The 20,824-nt window shown below is 48.9% G+C and carries 17 protein-coding genes; 12 read left to right on the plus strand and 5 right to left on the minus strand.

Annotated features, from left to right (window positions below):
* Window positions 1–45: 45 nt before the first annotated feature.
* Window positions 46–612, plus strand: a complete 567-nt coding sequence (gene rplQ / locus K7B07_RS27895) for a 50S ribosomal protein L17 (RefSeq protein WP_223710639.1) — start codon at window positions 46–48, stop codon at window positions 610–612.
* A 271-nt stretch (window positions 613–883) separates the two neighbouring features.
* Window positions 884–3,466: a phosphoenolpyruvate carboxylase gene (locus tag K7B07_RS14075; protein WP_223710641.1), complete on the plus strand. Its 2,583-nt coding sequence runs from the start codon at window positions 884–886 to the stop codon at window positions 3,464–3,466.
* 23 nt (window positions 3,467–3,489) lie between these two features.
* Here the strand turns inward: K7B07_RS14075 and K7B07_RS14080 are convergent, their stop codons facing one another.
* On the minus strand, window positions 3,490–6,153 hold the full coding sequence (locus tag K7B07_RS14080) for an alpha-L-rhamnosidase (RefSeq protein ID WP_223710643.1): 2,664 nt from the start codon (window positions 6,151–6,153) through the stop codon (window positions 3,490–3,492).
* Between the two features lie 146 nt (window positions 6,154–6,299).
* On the opposite strand from K7B07_RS14080, the gene K7B07_RS14085 reads away from it, so the two are divergent.
* Window positions 6,300–8,162, plus strand: a complete 1,863-nt coding sequence (locus K7B07_RS14085; RefSeq protein WP_223710645.1) for a beta-L-arabinofuranosidase domain-containing protein — start codon at window positions 6,300–6,302, stop codon at window positions 8,160–8,162.
* A gap of 60 nt (window positions 8,163–8,222) precedes the next feature.
* Window positions 8,223–8,975, plus strand: coding sequence for an MBL fold metallo-hydrolase (locus K7B07_RS14090; RefSeq protein ID WP_223710647.1), 753 nt, complete (start codon window positions 8,223–8,225; stop codon window positions 8,973–8,975).
* 141 nt (window positions 8,976–9,116) lie between these two features.
* Here K7B07_RS14090 and K7B07_RS14095 read toward each other — a convergent pair whose 3' ends face one another.
* From K7B07_RS14095 to K7B07_RS14110, 4 genes are all read right to left on the minus strand, one after another.
* Window positions 9,117–9,491 (minus strand): hypothetical protein, encoded by a 375-nt coding sequence (locus K7B07_RS14095; RefSeq protein WP_223710649.1) that lies wholly within the window; start codon window positions 9,489–9,491, stop codon window positions 9,117–9,119.
* On the minus strand, window positions 9,491–10,054 hold the full coding sequence (locus tag K7B07_RS14100) for a hypothetical protein (RefSeq protein WP_223710651.1): 564 nt from the start codon (window positions 10,052–10,054) through the stop codon (window positions 9,491–9,493). The genes K7B07_RS14095 and K7B07_RS14100 overlap by 1 nt, the downstream gene beginning before the upstream one ends.
* 37 nt (window positions 10,055–10,091) lie before the next feature.
* Entirely contained in the window at window positions 10,092–10,643 is a 552-nt protein-coding gene (locus K7B07_RS14105) for an RNA polymerase sigma factor (RefSeq protein WP_223710653.1), read from the minus strand.
* A gap of 171 nt (window positions 10,644–10,814) precedes the next feature.
* A complete protein-coding gene (locus K7B07_RS14110) occupies window positions 10,815–11,777 on the minus strand; it encodes a transketolase family protein (RefSeq protein ID WP_223710655.1) in 963 nt (320 codons plus the stop codon).
* A 255-nt stretch (window positions 11,778–12,032) separates the two neighbouring features.
* Between K7B07_RS14110 and K7B07_RS14115 the strand changes: the two genes are divergently transcribed.
* From K7B07_RS14115 to K7B07_RS14150, 8 genes are all read left to right on the plus strand, one after another.
* Window positions 12,033–13,058, plus strand: a complete 1,026-nt coding sequence (locus K7B07_RS14115; protein WP_090389562.1) for a rod shape-determining protein — start codon at window positions 12,033–12,035, stop codon at window positions 13,056–13,058.
* Between the two features lie 154 nt (window positions 13,059–13,212).
* Entirely contained in the window at window positions 13,213–13,989 is a 777-nt protein-coding gene (gene mreC / locus K7B07_RS14120) for a rod shape-determining protein MreC (RefSeq protein ID WP_223710657.1), read from the plus strand.
* On the plus strand, window positions 13,986–14,519 hold the full coding sequence (locus K7B07_RS14125; protein WP_223710658.1) for a rod shape-determining protein MreD: 534 nt from the start codon (window positions 13,986–13,988) through the stop codon (window positions 14,517–14,519). The genes mreC and K7B07_RS14125 overlap by 4 nt, the downstream gene beginning before the upstream one ends.
* 199 nt (window positions 14,520–14,718) lie before the next feature.
* On the plus strand, window positions 14,719–16,848 hold the full coding sequence (mrdA, locus tag K7B07_RS14130) for a penicillin-binding protein 2 (RefSeq protein ID WP_223710660.1): 2,130 nt from the start codon (window positions 14,719–14,721) through the stop codon (window positions 16,846–16,848).
* Window positions 16,845–18,188 carry a rod shape-determining protein RodA gene (gene rodA / locus K7B07_RS14135; protein ID WP_223710662.1) on the plus strand — a complete coding sequence of 448 codons (1,344 nt, stop codon included), beginning with the start codon at window positions 16,845–16,847 and terminating at the stop codon, window positions 18,186–18,188. Before mrdA ends, rodA begins: the two co-directional genes overlap by 4 nt.
* Window positions 18,189–18,375: 187 nt before the next feature.
* On the plus strand, window positions 18,376–18,861 hold the full coding sequence (locus tag K7B07_RS14140; protein WP_223710664.1) for an RNA polymerase sigma factor: 486 nt from the start codon (window positions 18,376–18,378) through the stop codon (window positions 18,859–18,861).
* Between the two features lie 2 nt (window positions 18,862–18,863).
* On the plus strand, window positions 18,864–19,886 hold the full coding sequence (locus tag K7B07_RS14145; protein WP_223710665.1) for a hypothetical protein: 1,023 nt from the start codon (window positions 18,864–18,866) through the stop codon (window positions 19,884–19,886).
* Window positions 19,887–19,891: 5 nt separating this feature from the next.
* On the plus strand, window positions 19,892–20,773 hold the full coding sequence (locus K7B07_RS14150) for a porin family protein (RefSeq protein WP_223710667.1): 882 nt from the start codon (window positions 19,892–19,894) through the stop codon (window positions 20,771–20,773).
* Window positions 20,774–20,824: the final 51 nt, after the last annotated feature.

Consider the following 20,824-nt stretch of genomic DNA (forward strand, 5'->3'; position numbering starts at 1 on the left):
TTTAAACCTGAAACGTTGAACCTAAAACCTTAAATAATAAATGTCATGCGTCACGGAGACAAAATCAAAAATTTAAGTCGCACCAAAGCACACAGGGATGCGTTATTGCGTAATCTTTCCTGCCAGCTGATCGAGCACAAGCGTATTGTAACCACTGTTGCAAAAGCAAAAGCATTACGGGTATATGTAGAACCCCTGATCACCAAGAGCAAGGAGAATACCACTCATCAGCGTCGTATCGTATTCAGTCATTTACAGGATAAAGAAGCCGTTAAAGAACTTTTTGCTGCTGTGGCTCCTAAAGTAGGTGGCCGCCCCGGTGGTTATACCCGTATCATCAAACTGGGCATCCGCCCCGGTGATGCTGCTGAAAAAGCAATGATCGAACTGGTAGACTTCAACGAGGTTTACGGTAAAGGAACCGACGAAAAAGCTGCCGGTAAGCGTACCCGCCGCCGCGGAGGAAGCGCAAAGAAAAAAGCAGAAGAAGCAGTTCCGGCTGCAGAAGAGGCAACAACACCGGTTGAAGAAGTAAAAGAAACAGCTCCTGCAGCAACCGAAGCCGCACCTGCAGCTGAGGCCGCTACAGAAGACGAAAGCAAAGAAGCTTGATTCTTTTAAAATTATAAGTAAACCCCGCCGTTCCACCGGCGGGGTTTTTTGTGTTTGTCAAAAAGAGAAATGCCCCTGATCCTGTTTGAGAAATTGTAATAAATACATTTGATTGTTAGATGATGTATAAAGAAATGATTAAATGCTTGAAAATGATAAGTGGTGTAGCGGAAAAATAGTATCTTCAACGCTGTTTAATTCTTTGCGGAACGGACCTTTCCCTTTCGGGAACGGGGCCGGGAGCGATCACAAAAAATCAAACGGGAAGCATATGGATGTGGTAAGCAGCCAATCGGTTCAGCACTTTAAAAATGATGTAGGGACGCGGTTTCAATTGTACAATAGTTTATTTACTTCTTTGCCGTTTAACCGCATTGAGAAGACCGGGATCCTGCTGTCCCTGCTGTCCAATATGTGTGAGGAGGGATACGAAAAGGCTTTGAGTCCGGTTGAAATTGTAGATGATTTTTTTAACAGGCATACTTCTTATCCCAGCACAAAAGCACAGGTAGACCTGCTTTTCCGGCTGGTACAGTATATCGAGCGCCAGGTGGTGCTGTTTGATGCACTGGAAGACGCCTCCTATAAGAATATCAACGATCTGAGTGGCGCGGGTACCCTGAAACAGCTGATGTCTGAAGTGGTGCAGAACAATAAGGAGGCGGATTTTGAACAGGTACTGAAAGATTTTTGTGTGCGGCTGGTGCTTACCGCGCATCCCACACAATTCTATCCGGGCTCTGTACTGGGCATCATCCGGGATCTCAGCAGCGCTCTGATAAAAAACGACGCCAGTGAGATCAATGTACTGTTGCAGCAACTGGGGAAAACCCCTTTTTTAAAGAAGAAGAAACCTACGCCTTATGACGAGGCCGTGAGCCTGATCTGGTACCTGGAGAATGTATTCTATCCCGCTGCCGGGCGGATCGTGGGAGCCCTGAAGAACCAGTTCCCTCAGATCGACACAGCCAAACATGCCTTGCTGAAGATGGGCTTCTGGCCGGGGGGTGACCGGGATGGAAATCCCTTTGTAACCACCGATACCACCCTGCAGGTGGCGGGTGCACTGCGCGGCGCTATTCTGAAATGTTATTACCTGGATGTGCGCCGGCTCCGGCGCCGGCTTACGTTCCAGGGCATTGAAGAAAAACTGACCGAGCTGGAACAGCAACTATATGATGAAGTATTTGTGCCGGGTTATGAATCGAAGATCCGGACAGGAGCGATCATTGAAACACTGGAAGCAATAAAAGTGATCGTGAACGAAAATCACAACGGACTTTTTGTTCCCAAGATCCAGAACCTGATCAATAAGATCGAGATCTTCGGACTGCATTTCGCATCACTGGACATCCGCCAGGATAGCTCCATTCATGAAAAACTCTATTCACAGATCGCGGCTTCCGGCGCCGGTGTGCTTCCGGAGGGGTATGATCAGTTACCGGATAAACAAAAGATCGCGCTGCTGCTGGAGCTGCCAAAAGCAGATGTAGCCTCATTTTTAAAGGACGACGTGGTAAAGGATACCGCACAGGTAGTGGATGCGGTTCGCGCCATCCAGGCTGCAAACGGTGAAGAAGGATGTAACCGTTATATTATCAGTCATTGCACCAGTGTGCTGAACATCATCGAGGTGGTAGGGCTGTTCCGCCTTGGCGGGATCTCGGGGGAAGCATTAAATGTGGATGTTGTTCCACTATTTGAAACGATCGAGGATCTGCAGAATGCCGGTACTATTATGAAGGACCTGTATTCGATCCCTGCCTATAAGGAACACCTGCTGCGCCGCGGCAAAACGCAGACTATTATGGTGGGCTTTTCCGATGGTACAAAAGATGGTGGTTACCTGATGGCAAACTGGGGCATTTACCGCGCAAAGGAAGAGCTGACGCGCATTACCCGGCAATATGGGTTTGATGTGATCTTTTTCGATGGAAGAGGTGGCCCTCCTTCAAGGGGTGGCGGCAAGACCCATAAGTTTTATGCATCCATGGGCAGTCATATCTCCAACAAGGAGATCCAGCTGACCATACAGGGGCAGACCGTAAGTGCGAACTTCGGCATCATTGAATCAGCACAGTTCAATCTGGAACAGCTGATCAATGCGGGCGTATCCAATTCGCTGTTCACCGACCGTTATCCGCCGCTGAGCGGAAAGAAGGAAGAGCTGATGCAGGAGCTGGCCTCCTACGGGTTTGATGCCTACCTGAAACTGAAAGAACATCCGCAACTGGCGAATTACCTGTATGAAATGAGCCCGCTGCGTTTTTATAATGAAACCAATATCGGGAGCCGCCCTGCTAAAAGGGGGCAGTCGCAATCTTCTTTCTCTTTGGGCGATCTGCGGGCCATTCCCTTTGCCGGTGCCTGGAGCCAGCTGAAACAAAACGTTCCCGGTTTTTATGGTGTGGGCACGGCGCTGAAAAAAATGGAATACATCGGCCGGTTTGAAGAACTGAAAAAGCTCTACAAGGAATCCCTGTATTTCAAAACGCTGCTGGACAACTGCGAGATGGCGATGTCTAAATCCTATTTCCCCATTACCGCCTATATTGAAAAAGATGAACAGTTTGGTGAGATCTGGAAGATGATCTACGACGAGTATATGCTGACAAAAGAATACCTGCTGAAGCTTTCCGGGCATGATACGCTGATGGCCTCTTACCCGGTGGACAAGCTTTCGATCCGTATGCGGGAGCGCATTGTAAAACCACTGGTAACCATCCAGCAGTATGCGCTGGTAAAACTGCGGGAAGGTGGTGATGAGATGGAGGAGCCGCTGCGCGACGCTTACGGGAAGCTGGTAATGCGCTGCTCATTCGGCATCATCAATGCCGGGCGTAACTCCGCATAACGACGGACACCTGGTTCTTCTGACTATTTCTTTTTAAGCTGAAATGAATAAGTACCGGATGACAATGTATAACTGCCATCCGGATTTTTTATACCCGGCAGTTGCCGGTTCCGTTCCGGCTCCCAGGATGCCGGAAGATAGAAGGTGGCACTGCTGTTGGCCGGTATCACGCATTCATAAACCACCTGGTGCTTCGATTTTTTCCAGGATGAGCGGATGCTGCCGCGGACGCTGTTATAGGTAGCGTTGAAGGTATTAAGACCGGTAACAAAATTGGGTTTTAAAAGTATATTGCTGAATCCCGGATGCTCCGGGTCGGGGAAGATGCCGCCCAGTGCTTTGTAAAACCAGGCTCCGATATCACCAAACATAATGTGATTCAGCGAGGCGTCGCGCTTTGCATCAATCTGCCAGTTCTCATACAATGTGGTTGCGCCGTTTTCAATCCACCAGCCCCAAGAGGGATACGTGGTGCGTGCTGCAAGCTGATAGGCAAGATCGGCATAACCGTTTTCGCTCAGTACATTCAGCACGGCTTTGGCACCAAGGATACCCACATCCAGCTGGATGCCGTCCGCTGTTACTTTTTTGGCAAGATTGGCCACCACTCTGGCTTTCAGGGCATCGGGAACAACGCCCCAGTAAACGGGTGTGCTCAGTTCGGTTTGCAGGCCGGTACCATAGATCCCGGTAGTAACATCCAGGTATTTATCATTAATGGCCTTTCTGATCTTTTCTGCCAGCGCCATATAGCGGCTGGCTGCTTCTTTCTTATTGAAAAGCGCTGCTGCTTTAGCAAGTATTGTTACGTCCTTGTAATAGTAAAGCGAAGAGGTCAGCTCCACAGGGGATTTGGATTTCACCGGCACCCAGTCCCCGAGCCCCCATGTGGTAAGACCGGTAGGATACAGCTCGGTGATATGGTCTACATAACTTTTTATGTTCTCGTAGTTATCGGCCAGCGGTTTGGTATCTCCATAAAACTGGTAGAGCGTCCATGGGATAATGGCAATGGTACTGGTCCAGTCGGGACCATTAGCCCACTGATAGCCCCAGCCGCTGGTGGGGATGATGGCGGGAAGCACGCCGTTGGGCTGTTGTTCATCCCGGTGATCTGCCAGCCATTTTTCGTAAACGGTGATGCCATCAAAGTTATAGAGCCCGGTTTCCAGTGCGATAACGGCATCGCCCGTCCATCCGTTTTTCTCCCGTTGCGGGCAATCGGTCGGGTAGCCGAAGAGGTTGGAGAGATAAGAATTGTTCGTGGCCTCCCAGATCTTGTTGATAAGCGGGCTTCCGGTGGCAACAGTACCCACCGGTGGCACATCACTGTGCATAAAATAACCGGTAAGACTGGAGCTGCCGAGCTGCACCGGTTTGCTGCTGATGACTTCCACATACTGGAAGCCCTTGTAGTTAAAACGGGGTTTGAAGGTTTCTTCTCCTGTGCCTTTTAACGTAAAGATATCTGTCTGGAACGGATCACTATCATCCGTAGGGCGGTAATGGACATTAATATTGGAAAGATCCGCGTGGCCGGAAGAATGGATGCGCTCGGAGTGGATCAGCCGGAGCACGGTTCCTGCCGCGCCTGAAACGCGGATCTCGCTGACCCCTGAGATATTCCGGCCGAGGTTGAACACATAATTTGTGTCATTGAATTTTTTGAGGTCCACCGGGGTGATCTTCACAACGTCCCTTATAGGGTGCAGTGTCTGGGCGGTTATCTGCCGGGAAGGCACTGAGCGATCGATAGCGGAAGCCCATTTGGAATCATCAAATTCCGGTTGGTTCCAACCAGGGATCTCGTTCCGGGCATCGTAATGCTCGGCGGTGTAAATGCTGTTGAACCGCACCGGGCTCAAAGCCGTTTTCCAGCTTCTGTCGGTGGAAATGGTTTCCGCTGATCCGTCGGAATAAGTGATCCGGAGATCCAGGCAGAAGGCCGGCCGGTTGCGCCAGGGCGCTTTATCGAAGAACCAAACTGCAGTAGACTGATGATTATACCATCCGTTGCCCAACAAAACACCGATCGCATTTTTCCCCGGTTTCAGCTGGTCGGTAATGTCATAGGTAACATACAGATTCCTCCGGTCGAAGCGGGTGTACATGGGATCCAGCCGGTGATCGCCGATCTTCCGGGCATTCAGTGAAAGTTCATAAAGACCCGCTGCTGCAATGTAGACCCGGGCGGATTTGACGGTCTTCGACAGGTTGAACGATTTTCTGAAGTAAGGGGCGGGCAATAGCTTTATATCCGTACCATCACTGATCCATCCTCCTTTCCAGTTGGTTTGCTGCATCATGCCCGTTTCAAAAAATGCCGGTGCTGCTGCGGGATAGCGCCGGCCATCCTTTCCGGTAAGTGTAACGCTCCAGCGGTAGCGGGTAAACGGCTCCAGTTCCTGTCCTTTGTAGGTAATAAGGGTCTGAGCGGAAGCTACTGTGCCGGAATTCCACATTTCCTGTCCGTCTTCCTTTTGTACGGTCACCTGGTAGCTTTGTTGTACTGCACCCGGCTCATTATCCTGAAGCACCCAGCTGAAGCGGGGCAGGGGATTATCGATACCCAGCGGATCAGTTAAATGTTCGCATCGGAGCCGGGAAGCACCGGTTCCGGATTGTGCCATTGATAAGGTTGAAATGAACAGGCTCCCGGCCAGGAATAAAAAAATAAACGGTTTCATGTGCGGCAAGAAATTTTTACAGTGGCTGCATCAATGCAGGCTACAATAATAATACATCTCGGCTGAAAATATTATTTTCAGGACAGTACAGGACGGTTGTCCGGTGATTCTTCTTACCTTATAACCTGCCTGAAAAAAAATAACAAATGAAACTACGATTTGCTGTCATTTTATTCTTTATCACCCTGAAGACCGGTGCCCGGGTTCCCGATATATGGTATACACCTGATTTTACCGGTTTGAAAATCCAGGGCTATATTGGTGATAAACTGGATGCCTGTATCAGAAACGGTATCCTGCAAACGGATGAGGATTATCTGGTGGCTCCTTTTCGTCAGCGGAATGAGCGTTCGCGCTGGCAAACGGAGTTTTGGGGAAAATGGTTTACGGCAGCTGCGGCAGCCTACCGCTACACAACTGATCCGCAACTGCTGAAGAAAATGCAACAGGCAGTTCAGGGATTATTGAGCACGCAGACACCGGACGGATATATCGGAAATTATGCCCCGGAATACCGCTTACAGCAATGGGATATCTGGGGTATGAAATATTGCCTGCTGGGGTTGCTGGACTACTATGCCATCACCAAAGATCCGGCTACACTGGCCGGAATGAAAAAGCTGGCAGACTATGCAGCCAATGCCATCATGAAGAGCAGGGTGCCGTTATTCCGTCTCGGAAATTATAAGGGAATGGCCGCGGCTTCCATACTGGAACCAGTGGTACGGCTTTATCAATTGACCAAAGAAAAAAGATACCTTGATTTTGCGGAGGCCATTGTTGCTTCCTGGGATGATCCCGGTTCCTCCCGGTTGATCCGGAAAGCGCTGGAGCAGGTTCCGGTGGGCGCGCGGTTTCCTGTACCCAAGGTGTGGTACGGACCTGATAATGGTCAGAAAGCATATGAAATGATGTCCTGTTATGAAGGGTTGCTGGAGCTGTACCGGGTTACGGGAAATAAGACCTATCTGGATGCCGTTACAGCCGCAGCCGATAATATCCGGGAGACCGAGATCATGATCACAGGATCGGGCGCCAGTATGGAATGCTGGTTTGGTGGTGCTGCCACACAATCCATCCCGGTTAAGCATACCATGGAAGCCTGTGTTACCGTAACATGGCTGAAGCTTTGCCTGCAGTTGCTGCGCGTTACCGGGGATGTAAAATGGGCCAATGAGATCGAAAAAGGGTATTACAATGCCTTACTCGGCGCCATGAAACCGGATGGATCTACCTGGAGTAAATATATCGGAATGAAGGGACGGCGATACCTGGGCGAGGACCAGTGCGGTATGACCACCAATTGCTGTATCGCCAACGGACCGCGGGGTATAATGCTGGCAACCGGGGAGGCGGTGATGGAGGGGCGCGATGGTGTTGCGATCAATTTTTATTCTCCAATGAAAGCTGTTTTCTTGTTGCATGGTGCTAATGGCCGGCAGCTCACTCTTGAAATGGCGACAGGCTATCCGGTCTCCAATGAAGCAACCCTGCGGGTAGAACCGCAGCAGGCCGCTGAATTCACCCTACAGCTGCGGATCCCCGAGTGGAGTACCTCCACAACCATTACAGTAAATGGAACACCTGCCGGAACCGCACGGCCGGGCACCTATACAGCCGTCAAACGTAAATGGAAAAAGGGGGATGTCATCCGGATCCGGTTTGACATGCAGGTGCGTTTATTTTCCCCTGCAAAAGATCCGTATCATTATGCATTGCTTTATGGCCCGCTGGTACTGGCGGCCGACCTCCGGTATCAGCAGGCGCCCTTTTTCGATTGCTATACACCCGTGATAAAAGATAAGCGGATACCGGTTACCGTCAGCGACGGAAGCAGGAATAATGTATTGCTTGAGGCACACATCCCGATGAACCGGGAAACGGACGGCCTGGTAATGCAGACCGATGAACTGGTGCTTACCGATTTTGCCTCGGCGGGGAATACCCGGAATGAGCGTTCTGCCTATACCGTATGGCTGCAAAGAATACGGGATGTTTCAAAAGAGTAAGCCGGGCACGGTCCGGCCGGTTGGGGTATTTCTTATAATTTTGCACCACAAATTATAAGAATGAAAGTAATACCATTGTCTGAAGGAAGTTTTACCGTTGATGCTACCAAGCAATTTATCCCGTTCCGGTTGAGTGAAGATGAAATGAGTAACAGGACGCATGGAAGTTTGCTGGTAGAGATACAGCCTTTTCTTATCATCACTTCAAAGGATGTGCTGCTGCTGGATACCGGCCTGGGGTTTCATCACCAGGAAAGCGATGAAATGCAGCTGATACAACATCTGGCGGAACAGGGCATACAATCGGGGGATGTAACAAAAGTGCTGATGAGTCACCTGCATAAAGATCATGTCGGCGGCATGGTGAATCCTGGTACCGGGCGGCCGGCTTTTGAGAATGCCACGTATTATATACAGGAGCGGGAAGCTGCTTTTGCAAAAGAGAAGGGAGGCCCATCCTACGATATTTCGAAGATAGAGCCGGTACTGGCTGCCAATACTTCGTTTTTGAAGGAAGACAGTGGTGTTATCGACGGCTATATCCGTTATACGGTTACCGGAGCACATTCAAAATACCATCAGGTTTTTTGGATAGAAGAGGAAGGCGGGCTGCTCTTTTTTGGTGCTGATGATGCACCGCAGTACCAGCAGATGAAGCACCGTTTTGCCGCGAAATATGATTATGATGGTAAAAAAGCGATGGAACTACGTTCTCAATGGTGGCAGACCGGCAGGGAAGAAGGCTGGCAGTTCCTGTTTTATCATGATACCCGCAAGCCCGTGGCATTTCCCAAAACAGAGGAGCCGGGATAGGGGCAATAAAAAAGGCCTGCCCTGAAAAGAGCTGGCCGTTGCTAACCTATGAAAAACACCAATGCAAATATAAATAGCCTTCAGATACAAAAAAAATTTTTGTCTGCAAATATTTGTTTAAACATTGTTTTTAGAAAATTTTTAGTTTTCCTTAACATTTCTTTTTTTCAGTTCTTCCCTGATTTTTTTGCGGAAAAGTTGCTCGGCAGCAAAGAAACGGGTGGCGCGGGCCTCGCCGATAATGGGTGTAAAGCGTTTCCGGTAGTCTATTTTCAAAGAGATACGCTCCTGCTCCCGGAGCAGCGGATCTTTATTGGTTTTGCTGATGTTCTTGGCATCATTGAGGTAGCGGATCACCAGGGGACGCAGCTGTTTTTTTTCTGCAGGGGTTAAACTGATTTTTTCCGTGAGGAAATCCAGAAAAACTTCATGCACTTTTGGCCCGGGTGCGGATGCGTTCTGCGTCCGTCCCGGAAGCCCCGTCAGTAGCAGTAAAAAGATAAAAATAAGTCGCATCAGTTTAGAAATAGTTCATCATTGCCTTCTGCAGTTTCATTTAAAAAACGGGCGAGTTCTGCGTCAGGAACATTTTTAAACAATATGGTCATATCGGCCCCATTGGTGGCCGCCGGCTGCTGAGGCAGGATCTTTTCCTTTAACGTTGCATCTTCCGGCTGTATGAATCGTTCCAGTTGTTCATTGCTGAGCTGATCGACTGCTGTTGTAACCGGCAGCGACGCCGTTTCTCCCGGCAGTGGTTTTTTCGTAAACAGGAAAATGGAGGTAACGGCGAGCAGGATAAAGCTGGCGGCTATGGCCAGTCCTTTTTTGAAAGGGATCAGCCGGCCTCTGTTCACGCGGAACTGCTCAAAGTAGTACCCGGGTACGGCGTAGGGCATTTCCCTGGAAACCGTTTCCGGAAGCAGCGGGTCTTCTGTTGTGTTTTCGGATTGCCGGATCGCCGTTTTTAACCGGTCTTCCAGGGTTTCAAAATAATGCTCCGGCAGGGTAAAATCAGCCTGGGGATCCTGTTGTTTCCGGATCCCGGTCAGGATGTTATATGAAGGTTCCTGTTTCATAGCATTCAGGTTTATGACCCGTTTTTTCTTCTTTTGTTTAACTGTTCCGTAAATATTTTTCTACTTTTTTTGCCGCATGATGGTAGCTGGCTTTTAATGCGCCTTCCGTCACGCCCAGTATCTCGCTCATTTTCTGATAGGGCATTTCGTCAAAATACCGAAGGTTGAAGATCAGCCGTTGCTGTTCCGGCAGCTGCTGGATGGCCAGCTGCAGTTTCCATTCGGCCCTGTTGGCATCAAAATGAGGATCTGCCCGTATCTGTTCCGTTAAGTCGCTTTCATGATCTGTTGCAAAAAATGTTCTTTTTTTCTTTTGGTTTTGCAGATGGGTAATGCTTTCATTGGTGCTGATACGGTAGAGCCAGGTATAGAGACCGCTTTCTGCGCGGAAATTGGCCAGTCCCTTCCAGGTTTTGATAAAAACATTCTGCAATACATCATCTGCATCCTCATGTACGATCACCATGCGCCGTATATGCCAGTAAAGCCGCTCTTTATACTTGTTTACTAGGGCGGTAAAAGCCGCTTCTTTCGTGTCAGGGTTACGAAAAAGTGCCAATAAAGTCTCATCACTTTGAAATTGTTCCATTCAGACGCCTGGTATTCTTTGACCAGTAAGATAGGTAAAAGTTTAATAGCGAAATATGAATTATGAAAGGTGAATGGCGAGGTTGCCAAAGGGACCTGAAAAAGCCGGAACGATAGACATTGCTACGGTTCCGGCCTGTTATTTTAAGTAGTTCCCTTTTGCTTCCTGTACTTAACCCGCCTTCCTGGCGATCACTTTTTCGGCTGCGGCCACGATATCCGGAATATCCAGGTGGTATTTTTTTAACAGTTGATCGGGGGTACCACTTTCGCCAAACGTATCCTGGGTGCCGATGTATTCGATGGGTACGGGGAAATGTTTGGCAGCGCACTGGGCGATCATATCTCCCAGACCGCCAATCACATTATGTTCTTCTGCAGTAACAGCGCATTTGGTCTTTTTAATGGAGGCGATAACCGCTTCTTCATCCAGTGGTTTAATGGTGTGAATATTGATCACTTCCACGCTGATGCCTTTTTCTTCAAGAATTATCCCCGCCTGGATGGCATTCCATACCAGGTGTCCGCAGGCAAAGATCGTTACATCCGTTCCCTCAGAAAATTGCTGGGCCTTGCCGAATACAAAATCTTCCTCTTTGGTAAAAATAGGCCAGGAAGGGCGGCCGAAACGCAGGTAAAACGGACCATCGATGGCGGCAATGGCCTTGGTGGCCGCCTTGGTCTGACTGTAATCGCAAGGCACTACCACGGACATGCCCGGCAGCATTTTCATCATACCGATGTCTTCCAGGATCTGGTGTGTGGCACCGTCTTCACCGAGGGTCACACCGGCATGTGAGGCGCATATTTTTACATTTTTCCCGCTATACGCGACGGACTGGCGGATCTGGTCGTACACACGTCCGGTACTGAAGTTGGCGAAAGTAGTGGTAAACGGTATATGGCCTCCGATGGTTAAACCGGCTGCTACCCCCATCATATTGGCCTCCCCGATGCCACACTGTACAAAACGGTCAGGAAATTCCTTTACAAACTGGTTCAGTTTCATCGATCCCAGCAAATCTGCGGTCAGTGCCACGATTTTATCGTTGCTGCGTGCAGCTTCCACAATACCATCACCAAACCCGCTGCGGGTATCTTTTTTTCCTGTAGATTGGATGTCCTTTAACGCCATAATTTATTTTTGAGGCTACAAAAGTAATGTTTCTGCCAAAGAATTGAGCATAAGTTTTAGATCAGATTCATTTATATTTGAAGAAATTACATCATCGGCCGGAGTATTTTACCCGCCGGCGTTTCAGGGGCTTTCTGTTAATGAAAGTATAAGCTTAAAAATGATTTCTGTACTTGGAGTTTTACTTTGTTAATTTGGATTATTTACTTCACCTTTGCTCCTCACGAAAACACAAGAAATTTTATTAATTAAGGAATGGGACTCTTTAACTGGTTTACACAAGAAATAGCAATGGATCTGGGTACCGCAAATACCCTTATTATACATAACGATGAAGTGGCTGTAAATGAGCCGAGTATTGTGGCATTAAACCGCAATAATCCCAAAGAGGTACTGGCAGTGGGGAAACGGGCGCTGATGATGCACGAAAAAACGCACGAAAGCATCCGCACTGTGCGGCCTTTAAAAGATGGGGTGATCGCGGATTTTAACGCTGCAGAACTGATGATCCGTGAGCTGATCAAACTGGTGTATCCCAAGAAGCCCCTGTTCCCTCCCAGCTGGAGGATGATGATCTGCATTCCGTCCTCGATCACCGAGGTGGAAAAAAGAGCCGTAAGGGACAGTGCCGAACAGGCAGGAGCCAAGGAGGTATACCTGATCCACGAGCCGATGGCCGCAGCACTGGGTATCGGCATCGATGTGGAAGAGCCGGTTGGTAACATGATCATTGACATTGGCGGAGGAACCACCGGTATCACCGTAATCGCCCTTGCCGGTATTGTATGTGATCAGAGCATCCGTATTGCGGGTGATGAGTTCACGGCAGATATTATGGAAGCCCTGCGCCGTTATCACAGTCTGCTGATCGGGGAACGTACGGCCGAACAGATCAAGATACAGGTAGGAGCCGCCATGAAAGACCTGGAAAACCCGCCGGATGATATCCCGGTGAATGGCCGCGACCTGGTTACAGGTATACCAAAGCAGATCATGGTAAGTTTCCAGGAAATTGCAGAAGCACTGGATAAAAGCATTTTTAAAATAGAAGAAGCCATTCTTAAAGCGCTGGAACAAACACCGCCGGAACTGGCCGGCGACATCTACCGAAGAGGCCTGTATCTTACAGGAGGCGGAGCGTTGCTGCGCGGCCTTGACAAACGGCTTAGCCAAAAAATAAAATTACCGGTTCATATTGCGGATGATCCGCTGAAGAGTGTGGTAAGGGGTACGGGCATCGCGTTGAAAAATTACGACCGTTATCCTTTTGTAATGCGTTAATCCATCAAACCGTTTTGTTCTCGCTTGGCGAAACAGGCGTTAAATTTAACACCCGGTGCGTAATATATTTTTGTTCATCAGGCGGTTTTCGGTTTTTATAGGCTTTCTGATCCTACAGGGAATCTGCTTGTATAACTTGTTTACGTACAATCGATTGCATCGAGTTAAGGGATTGGATGCCGCAGGGCGGGTTACCAGCTATTTTAATTCCAAATACAATTCCCTTGAAGATTTTTTCCGTATGAAAGCGGAAAACAAACGGGTGCACCAGCTCAATGATTCCCTGATGAACCTTATGAAGGAGAACTTCGTAACGGTTGATACCAATGCCATCTTGGTGCATGACACGGCCGCAGTAGATACAACGGGGAAGGCCCGTCAATATGTATGGAGAACGGCCCAGGTATTGTATGCTACGGTGAACAGCGATAAAAATTATCTTCAGATCAACCGGGGTACCAGTTCGGGAGTGGAGGCAGATATGGGGGTTTTCAGTTCCAATGGCGGGCTTGTAGGAAAAGTGGTAAATGCAGGCAGGAATTTCAGCGAAGTGATGATCCTGCTGCATGTGATGAATAAACTAAGCGTTCAGCTGAAAAAAACGGGCAATTCGGGCATCATCTCCTGGGATGGAAAGACGCCGACCGAACTTACGCTGAACGGCATTCCAAAAACGGACTCGGTGCATGTAGGGGATACGATCCTTACCGGCAATTACTCACTGAGTTATCCGCCGGGTAAAATGGTTGGAACCGTGATCCGCGTGTTAAAGGATGAGGCCACCAATTTTTTCATTCTCAAAATAAAACCCGCAGCTAATTTTGGAGGCCTGCAGCAGGTTTTTGTGGTGGAGAACCTGAACTATGCGGTTCAGCGCCAGCTGAGTGATGAAACCATTAAAAAAGTAGAAGCAAAATCCGGAAATAAGTGAGTGATCTAGTAAAAAATATAATCCGCTTTTTACTGTTTGTGTTTGTACAGGTTTACGTATTGGATGTAATGCCGCACCTGCATGAATTGATCACCCCCTATCTCTATTTCTTATTTTTATTGTGGCTGCCTTTTTCCATTAAAAAAGGCTGGCTCCTGCTATTGGGATTTTTGCTGGGCATGACCGTCGATTATTTTACAATGACACCTGGTTTGCATGCGGCCGCCTGCGTACTGGTGGCCTTTTTGCGCCCGCTGATCATACACCTGCTCTCCCCGAAAGACGCCACCGGCTATACCTACCAGGAGCCCTCGCCCAAGGCCATGGGATGGAGTGCTTACGGGCTTTATGCGCTGTTGCTTTCCTTTGCTCATAACTTTTACCTCTTGTTCCTGGAATGGTTATCGTTCGGGTCTTTTATGAACTTTCTTGTAAAAGTGCTTTGCGCTACCGCTATCAGCATGCTGCTCATTTTTATTACTGAGCTCCTGTTCTTCCGCAAACAACGCTACCGTACGAATACAGCGTAACTGCCGTCAGATCTCAGCTATCAGAATTGAGAAGGGAGTGAAGCCTCAAGATGGATGCCCAGGGTTCAGGACAATGCTTAGCTGACTGCTGAAAGCTCATAGCTGACAGCTATTAAAAATGTTCCCCGGTCAATTTGAGGTCATTACCAGTTTTATGCTATTTTTGGTTTTTCTTTAATAAAAGTTCCCAGGTTTTACTATGTCGGTGTTCAATAAGTCAAGAAGTTATATTATACGGATCATATTCCTGTCCGTATTTATAATCATTATTGCCCAGCTGGCCAACCTGCAGCTGGTAAGCAATAAGTACCTGGAACTTGCAAAGAATAATGCGGTATTTCAAAAGATCTTATATCCCGAACGGGGAATTATTTTCGACCGGAACGGGAAGGCCGTGCTGAACAATACCATCATGTTCGACCTGATGGTAACACCGGCAGAAGTGAAGAATTTTGATACCCTGGCTTTCTGTAATCTCCTGCAGATCGATACCGCTGAGTTCCGCACCCGTATTGTAAATGCGATCATTAAAAATTCAAGAGTGCGCCCCTCCATTTTCCATTCGCTGCTGACACCGGAAATGCAGGCACGTTTTGAAGAGAACAGCTGGCGTTTTCCGGGCTTTGTATTGCAGCAGCGCCCGGTGCGTACCTATCCTTATAATGTAGGGGCTCATATCCTCGGTTATATCAGCGAGGTGGACGCAAAGGATATTGAACGTTCTGCCAGTTTTTACCGCATGGGTGATTATGTGGGCAAGAACGGACTGGAATATACTTATGAAAAAGTGCTGATGGGGCAGCGGGGGGTGCAGTACATGATCAAGGATAATAAGAACCGGCTGGTAGGGCATTATGAGAACGGTGAATTTGATACCACGGCGGTGGCCGGCCGTGGTCTGAAGACCCATCTGGACGTGGACCTGCAGGTGCTGGCAGAAAAGCTGCTCAACAACAAGGTTGGCTCTGTAGTGGCACTGGATCCAAAGACCGGCGGTATCCTGGCGATGGCCTCGGGTCCGGTATTCAACCCGAATGATCTTACCGGTCCCGATAAGAACGCCAACTATGCAAAAATGGTATTGAATGTAAGGGCTCCTTTGCTGAACCGGGGCATTAAAGGGCGCTATCCACCCGGCTCCACCTTTAAGCCGCTGGGCGGACTGGTGGCGCTGGATGAAGGGGTGATCACTCCGTCTTACGGATATGCCTGTCCGGGCCGCTATTATGGCTGCGGAGCGGGGAAACCGGCCTGTACGCATTCCGGTGGCGGACATGCTGCCAATTTAAGACTGGCTATCGCTAATTCCTGTAACTCTTATTTTGTGCAGGTGTACCGGATGGCCGTAGATAATCCCAGGATGGGCAATATGCGCAAAGGGTATGAAGGCTGGGAAACCTATATGCATAAATTCGGGTTGGGCGTGCGCCTGGGAGTGGACCTGCCCAGCGAGGACAAAGGAAATATCCCAACTGTAGCCGTCTATGATAAGGAATACCGGGGCTCCTGGAACTCCTGTACCAACCTTACCCTGGGTATCGGCCAGGACAAGATGCTGGCCACCCCGCTGCAGCTCGCAAATGCCATGTCGATCATCGCCAACAAAGGCTATTATTACATACCGCATTTTGTGGACAGTATTGACGGTGAAACAGCAGCCGATGCCCCGATCCTGGCAAAATACCGGGAAAAACATGCGGTGCTCACGCATATTTCGGATACGGCCTACAACGCTATTATCAATGGGATGAATGATGTGGTAACACGCGGAACCGCGCGGGTGGCCATGATCCCGGGCATTGATGTATGTGCAAAAACAGGTACTGCAGAAAACTATACAATACTGGACCGCAGACGGATCAAATTGAAAGACAACTCCATGTTTGTTTGTTTTGCACCCAAGGACAACCCCAAAATAGCCGTTGCTGTTGCGGTGGAAAACGCCGGATACGGCGCCACCTGGGCAGGACCGATCGCACGGATCCTGATGGAAAAATACCTGCTGGACAGCCTGACCAACAAAAGCAAGGCCGACCTGGAACGGATTTCCAATACCAACCTGATGCCTTCTTATTATGACCGGTTGCAGTATATTACCGACTCCACCCGGGCCGAGCAGTGGGCAAAGATCCGTAAGGACAGCACCCAGCTCCGCCGCTATCTGAAGGGCAGCCCGAAAGCAGCGCCTAAAAAGGACTCTGCACAGGCCCAGGGCGCCCCGAAGCCAGCACAAAAGCCGCAGCAGAAAAAGCCCGCGGCGCTCATTACATTTATAACAGAAGATAGAAAATACAGGAGACCCGTTACCGTTTTCGAAGAATTTATATGAGCCAGAAAAAAGCAGAAATATCCAAGGGGGTGGATTATATACTCGTTATCGTGTACCTCGTGTTGGTGGCTACCGGGCTGATGGCGATTTTTGGCGTTACTTATACCGAAGGAGATCCGGTATTGCAAAGCTTCCTGGGCTTTAAAACGGATTACAGCCGGCAGTTCTATTTTGCCTGCGTTTCACTGGTACTGGGACTTTTCATCCTGCTTACGGATAGTAAATTCTTTCCTGCAACTGCCAACCTGTGGTATGCAGGGGGTATCCTGTTGCTGTTGCTGGTATTCCCCTTTCATTCATCGGTAAAAGGAACGGAATCGATCATAAGACTGGGCGGGTTCCAGTTTCAGCCGGCAGAGTTCTGTAAAGTGAGCGTGGCATTGGCACTGTCCAAATACCTCTCGGATCCGGAACTTGATTTTACCAGGATCCGATCGCAGTTGATCGCCACGACCATTGTAATGGCCCCTGCGGTGCTCACTATTTTCCAGAAGGAAACCGGCCTGGCCTTGGTATTCTGTTCCTTCTTTTTTGTGATGTACCGGGAGGGCCTGCCTGCCATCATCCTCATTATCGGCTTTGCCATAGCCGCCCTGGTGGTGGCCACCCTGCTGCTGGATAAGAACCTGCTGGCGGTTATCCTTACGGTTATCGCTGCAGTAGTGGTATTGTTCAGTATGCGTCAGATCAAAAGGGATAAGACCGTGCTTGTTAAGATCATTCTTATCTGGGCGCTCTGTGTCGGTATCCAGCGGTTCGGCGTGCCGTTCCTGTTCACTCATGTTCTTGGAAAACACCAGGTGGAACGGATCTACAGTACGATCGGAAAAGAGATCCCGCAGGAATACCTGAAGGGAAATATGGGAGAGATCGACGCCAAAACGGGAAAGCAAAGCAACACGGCCGACTATAACGTAAAGCAATCAAAAATTGCAGTAGGAAGCGGCGGACTTATGGGAAAGGGCCTGCTGAGTGGTACCCAGACACGCTATGGTTTTGTACCGGAACAGCGGACGGATTTTATCTTTGATACCATCGGTGAGGGATTTGGTTTTGTAGGAAGTGTTATATTGCTGGGACTATACATCTTATTGCTGTTTCGCATGATACGGATCGCTGAGCGGCAACGAAGTACTTTCAGCCGCTGTTATGCCTATGGAGTAGCCTCCGTATTCTTTTTTCATATCGCCGTTAATGTAGCCATGACTATCGGCCTGGCTCCCGTGATCGGTATCCCCCTGCCATTGATCAGCTATGGCGGTACCTCGCTGCTGACGTTTACTATTTTACTGTTCATTCTTATCCGGCTGGATGCCGACCGCCAGATGGTGCTGAGATAAAGCTGGTTACAGAATATCAATTGCAGGTGTTACCCGTTGATAATAACTAATTTATGAACCCATCAGCAATAGTTGATCTGCGTTCCGCATAAAATTTTTTTATTTCGCGTAACATTTCTTCCCGTTCAGCCGAACTACTAATAAACCGGTTCAAGAGACAAATAACTACAACCCTGCTACTGGATCTATGACAGAAAAGGAATATAACGAATGTGTGACGAAATATGCTGACAATGTGTACCGGTTTATTTTAAAGAACCTGAAACATGCGGCAAATGCGGAAGATGTGGTACAGTCCTCGTTCCAGGCGCTTTGGGAACAACGGAGTGAAGTACATTTTGAAAAGTCGAAATCATTACTGTTCACCATCGCCTACCGGAAAATGATCGATCATATCCGGAAATATAGACGAATGGTATATGAAGAGTCGATGGGAAATCACGATCGTGGTACGGAACAGGGGAACCGCAACCTGAAAGAGGTGCTGAACCGGGCCCTGGCGCGGCTGGATGACACCAAGCGGTCCCTGGTATTGCTAAAGGATTATGAAGGGTATAGTTATGAGGAGATCGGGGGTATTACAGGGCTGTCTGCGGCGCAGGTTAAAGTGTACCTGCACCGCGCACGGGTACAGCTGAAAGATTATTTGGTTAAAATTGAAAACGTATTATAACCATGCAGGGAAAAATTAATCCGACCAATTATGAAGCTTATTTCCTTCTGTATGTTGATAATGAACTGAGCAGGGAAGAGCAGAGCGAGGTGGAGGCATTCCTGGAACAGCATCCGGAGCTGCAGCCCTTGCTGGAGGAATTACTCCGGACACGGCAAATGGCAGATCCGGCGGATGTTTTTCCGGATAAATCCAGGTTGCTGTTTGACGGGGCATCCGTCTCAGATGAGGCGTTGCTTTCCTTTCTTGACAAGGAAGCGGTATCTGCAGAGGCGCTTCAGCAACTGCAGGGCCCTTCCCCGGAGCTGCAGCAACGCCTGGCGGCATTTTCCGCAACGGTCTCCGTACCGGATGAGGACGTCGTTTTCCCGGATAAGAACCGCCTGTACCGGAGCTCAAAACTGGTCTTCTTTAAAAAATGGGGCATGGCTGCGGCCGCAGCAGTGGTGCTGATCGCAGTGGGGGCAGGCATCTGGATGCAGGGTCAGGAAGAAGGCTCCGCCCTGGCCGGTGTTGAATATGTGGGCGACAGCTCTTTAAATATGGTGATTGCCCATGTTGCGCCGGATAAGGATGACACGATTGCCGATACCCGGCCGCAGACCGGCAATACGTCCAAAGAAGCGATCGTTGCCGCTGATAAGCCCATAGCAGATAAGGAGAAGCGCACCCCTGTACCTAAGCAGCCGGCAAAAATACCGGTTCCTGTAGCTCCTCCGGCCACCGTAAGGCAACCTGTGGCTGCTTCCGCACCGTCAACAACAGCTCCGCGCAATGCCGGTGTTACGCCTGCCCCCGATGCAAAACCTTTAATTGCAAAAGATAATTCCGCCCCGCAGGCTGTACCGGAACAGGATCCGTCCGTGCAGCAGGCTGTGGCCACAACCGCAGATGAAAAAACACCCAAAACAAAAAAATCCTTATTCAAAAAATTAACCCAACGTATAGAGGAGCGGGTAACGGGCACACTTACAGACGATGACGGCCAGGTGACCATCGCAGGCTTTGCGGTTAATGTAAAATAGAAGAGATGAAAACGATAAGAGTAATTGTATTAGGTACAATCCTGATGGCACCCGTTTGTCTGTGGGCGCAGCATAAACAAAAAGTAGATACTACAGAAATAACGGTAAAGGTCATTTCCAGGAATAACAAGGATTCTGTGATCATCAGCGACAACGGACAGCCCTGGGTAAAAGCCAGTCGTGTAAAGAATGTAACCACCAGCTGGTTTGGCATCGACCTGGGTTTTGTAAATTTTGTGGACAATACGATCTATACAGATGCGGCCACACAGGCTTTTGCCCCCGGGGCCACCGATTCCTGGCTGGATCTGCGAAGCGGCAAATCGGTAAACGTCAATATCTGGATCCTTTCGCAAAAAATCAACCTGGTAAAACATGTGGTGAACCTGAAATACTCACTGGGTCTGGAACTGAATAATTACCGGTTTAAAAACCCGGTGCGGTTCAACCCGAAACCGGGTACCGACGCAGCCATACCTGCTGTAGTATATATGGATGAAGAACCAGGGCGTACCTACCGGAAGAACAAACTTGCTGCGGACTACCTGACACTGCCTGTAATGCTCAATTTTACCATCCCCACCAAGAACAGGAAAATAGTGGAGATCAACCGCAAAAACGTGCGGGTAAAAGCCAGCAAGGAATTCGGCGTCAGTGCGGGTATCAGCGCCGGCTACCTCTATTCTGCAAGGAACAAATACATCAACTCGGATGAAGGAAAACATAAGTTTAAGGACGATTTCAGTTTAAACCCCTGGAAGATCTCCTATGTGGGAGAGGTAAACCTGGGATACCTGGGCGTTTACGGGTCCTTTGCCACCAAGAGCATGTTTAAACGCGGGCTGGATCTTACACCCTATATTATCGGTGTTCGTTTAGGTTTATAGTTTTATAAACAAGTTCTTTCCTATCTTTAATTCCTGATAAACCAATTTTCG

Source organism: Niabella beijingensis (assembly GCF_020034665.1).
Lineage (GTDB): Bacteria > Bacteroidota > Bacteroidia > Chitinophagales > Chitinophagaceae > Niabella > Niabella beijingensis.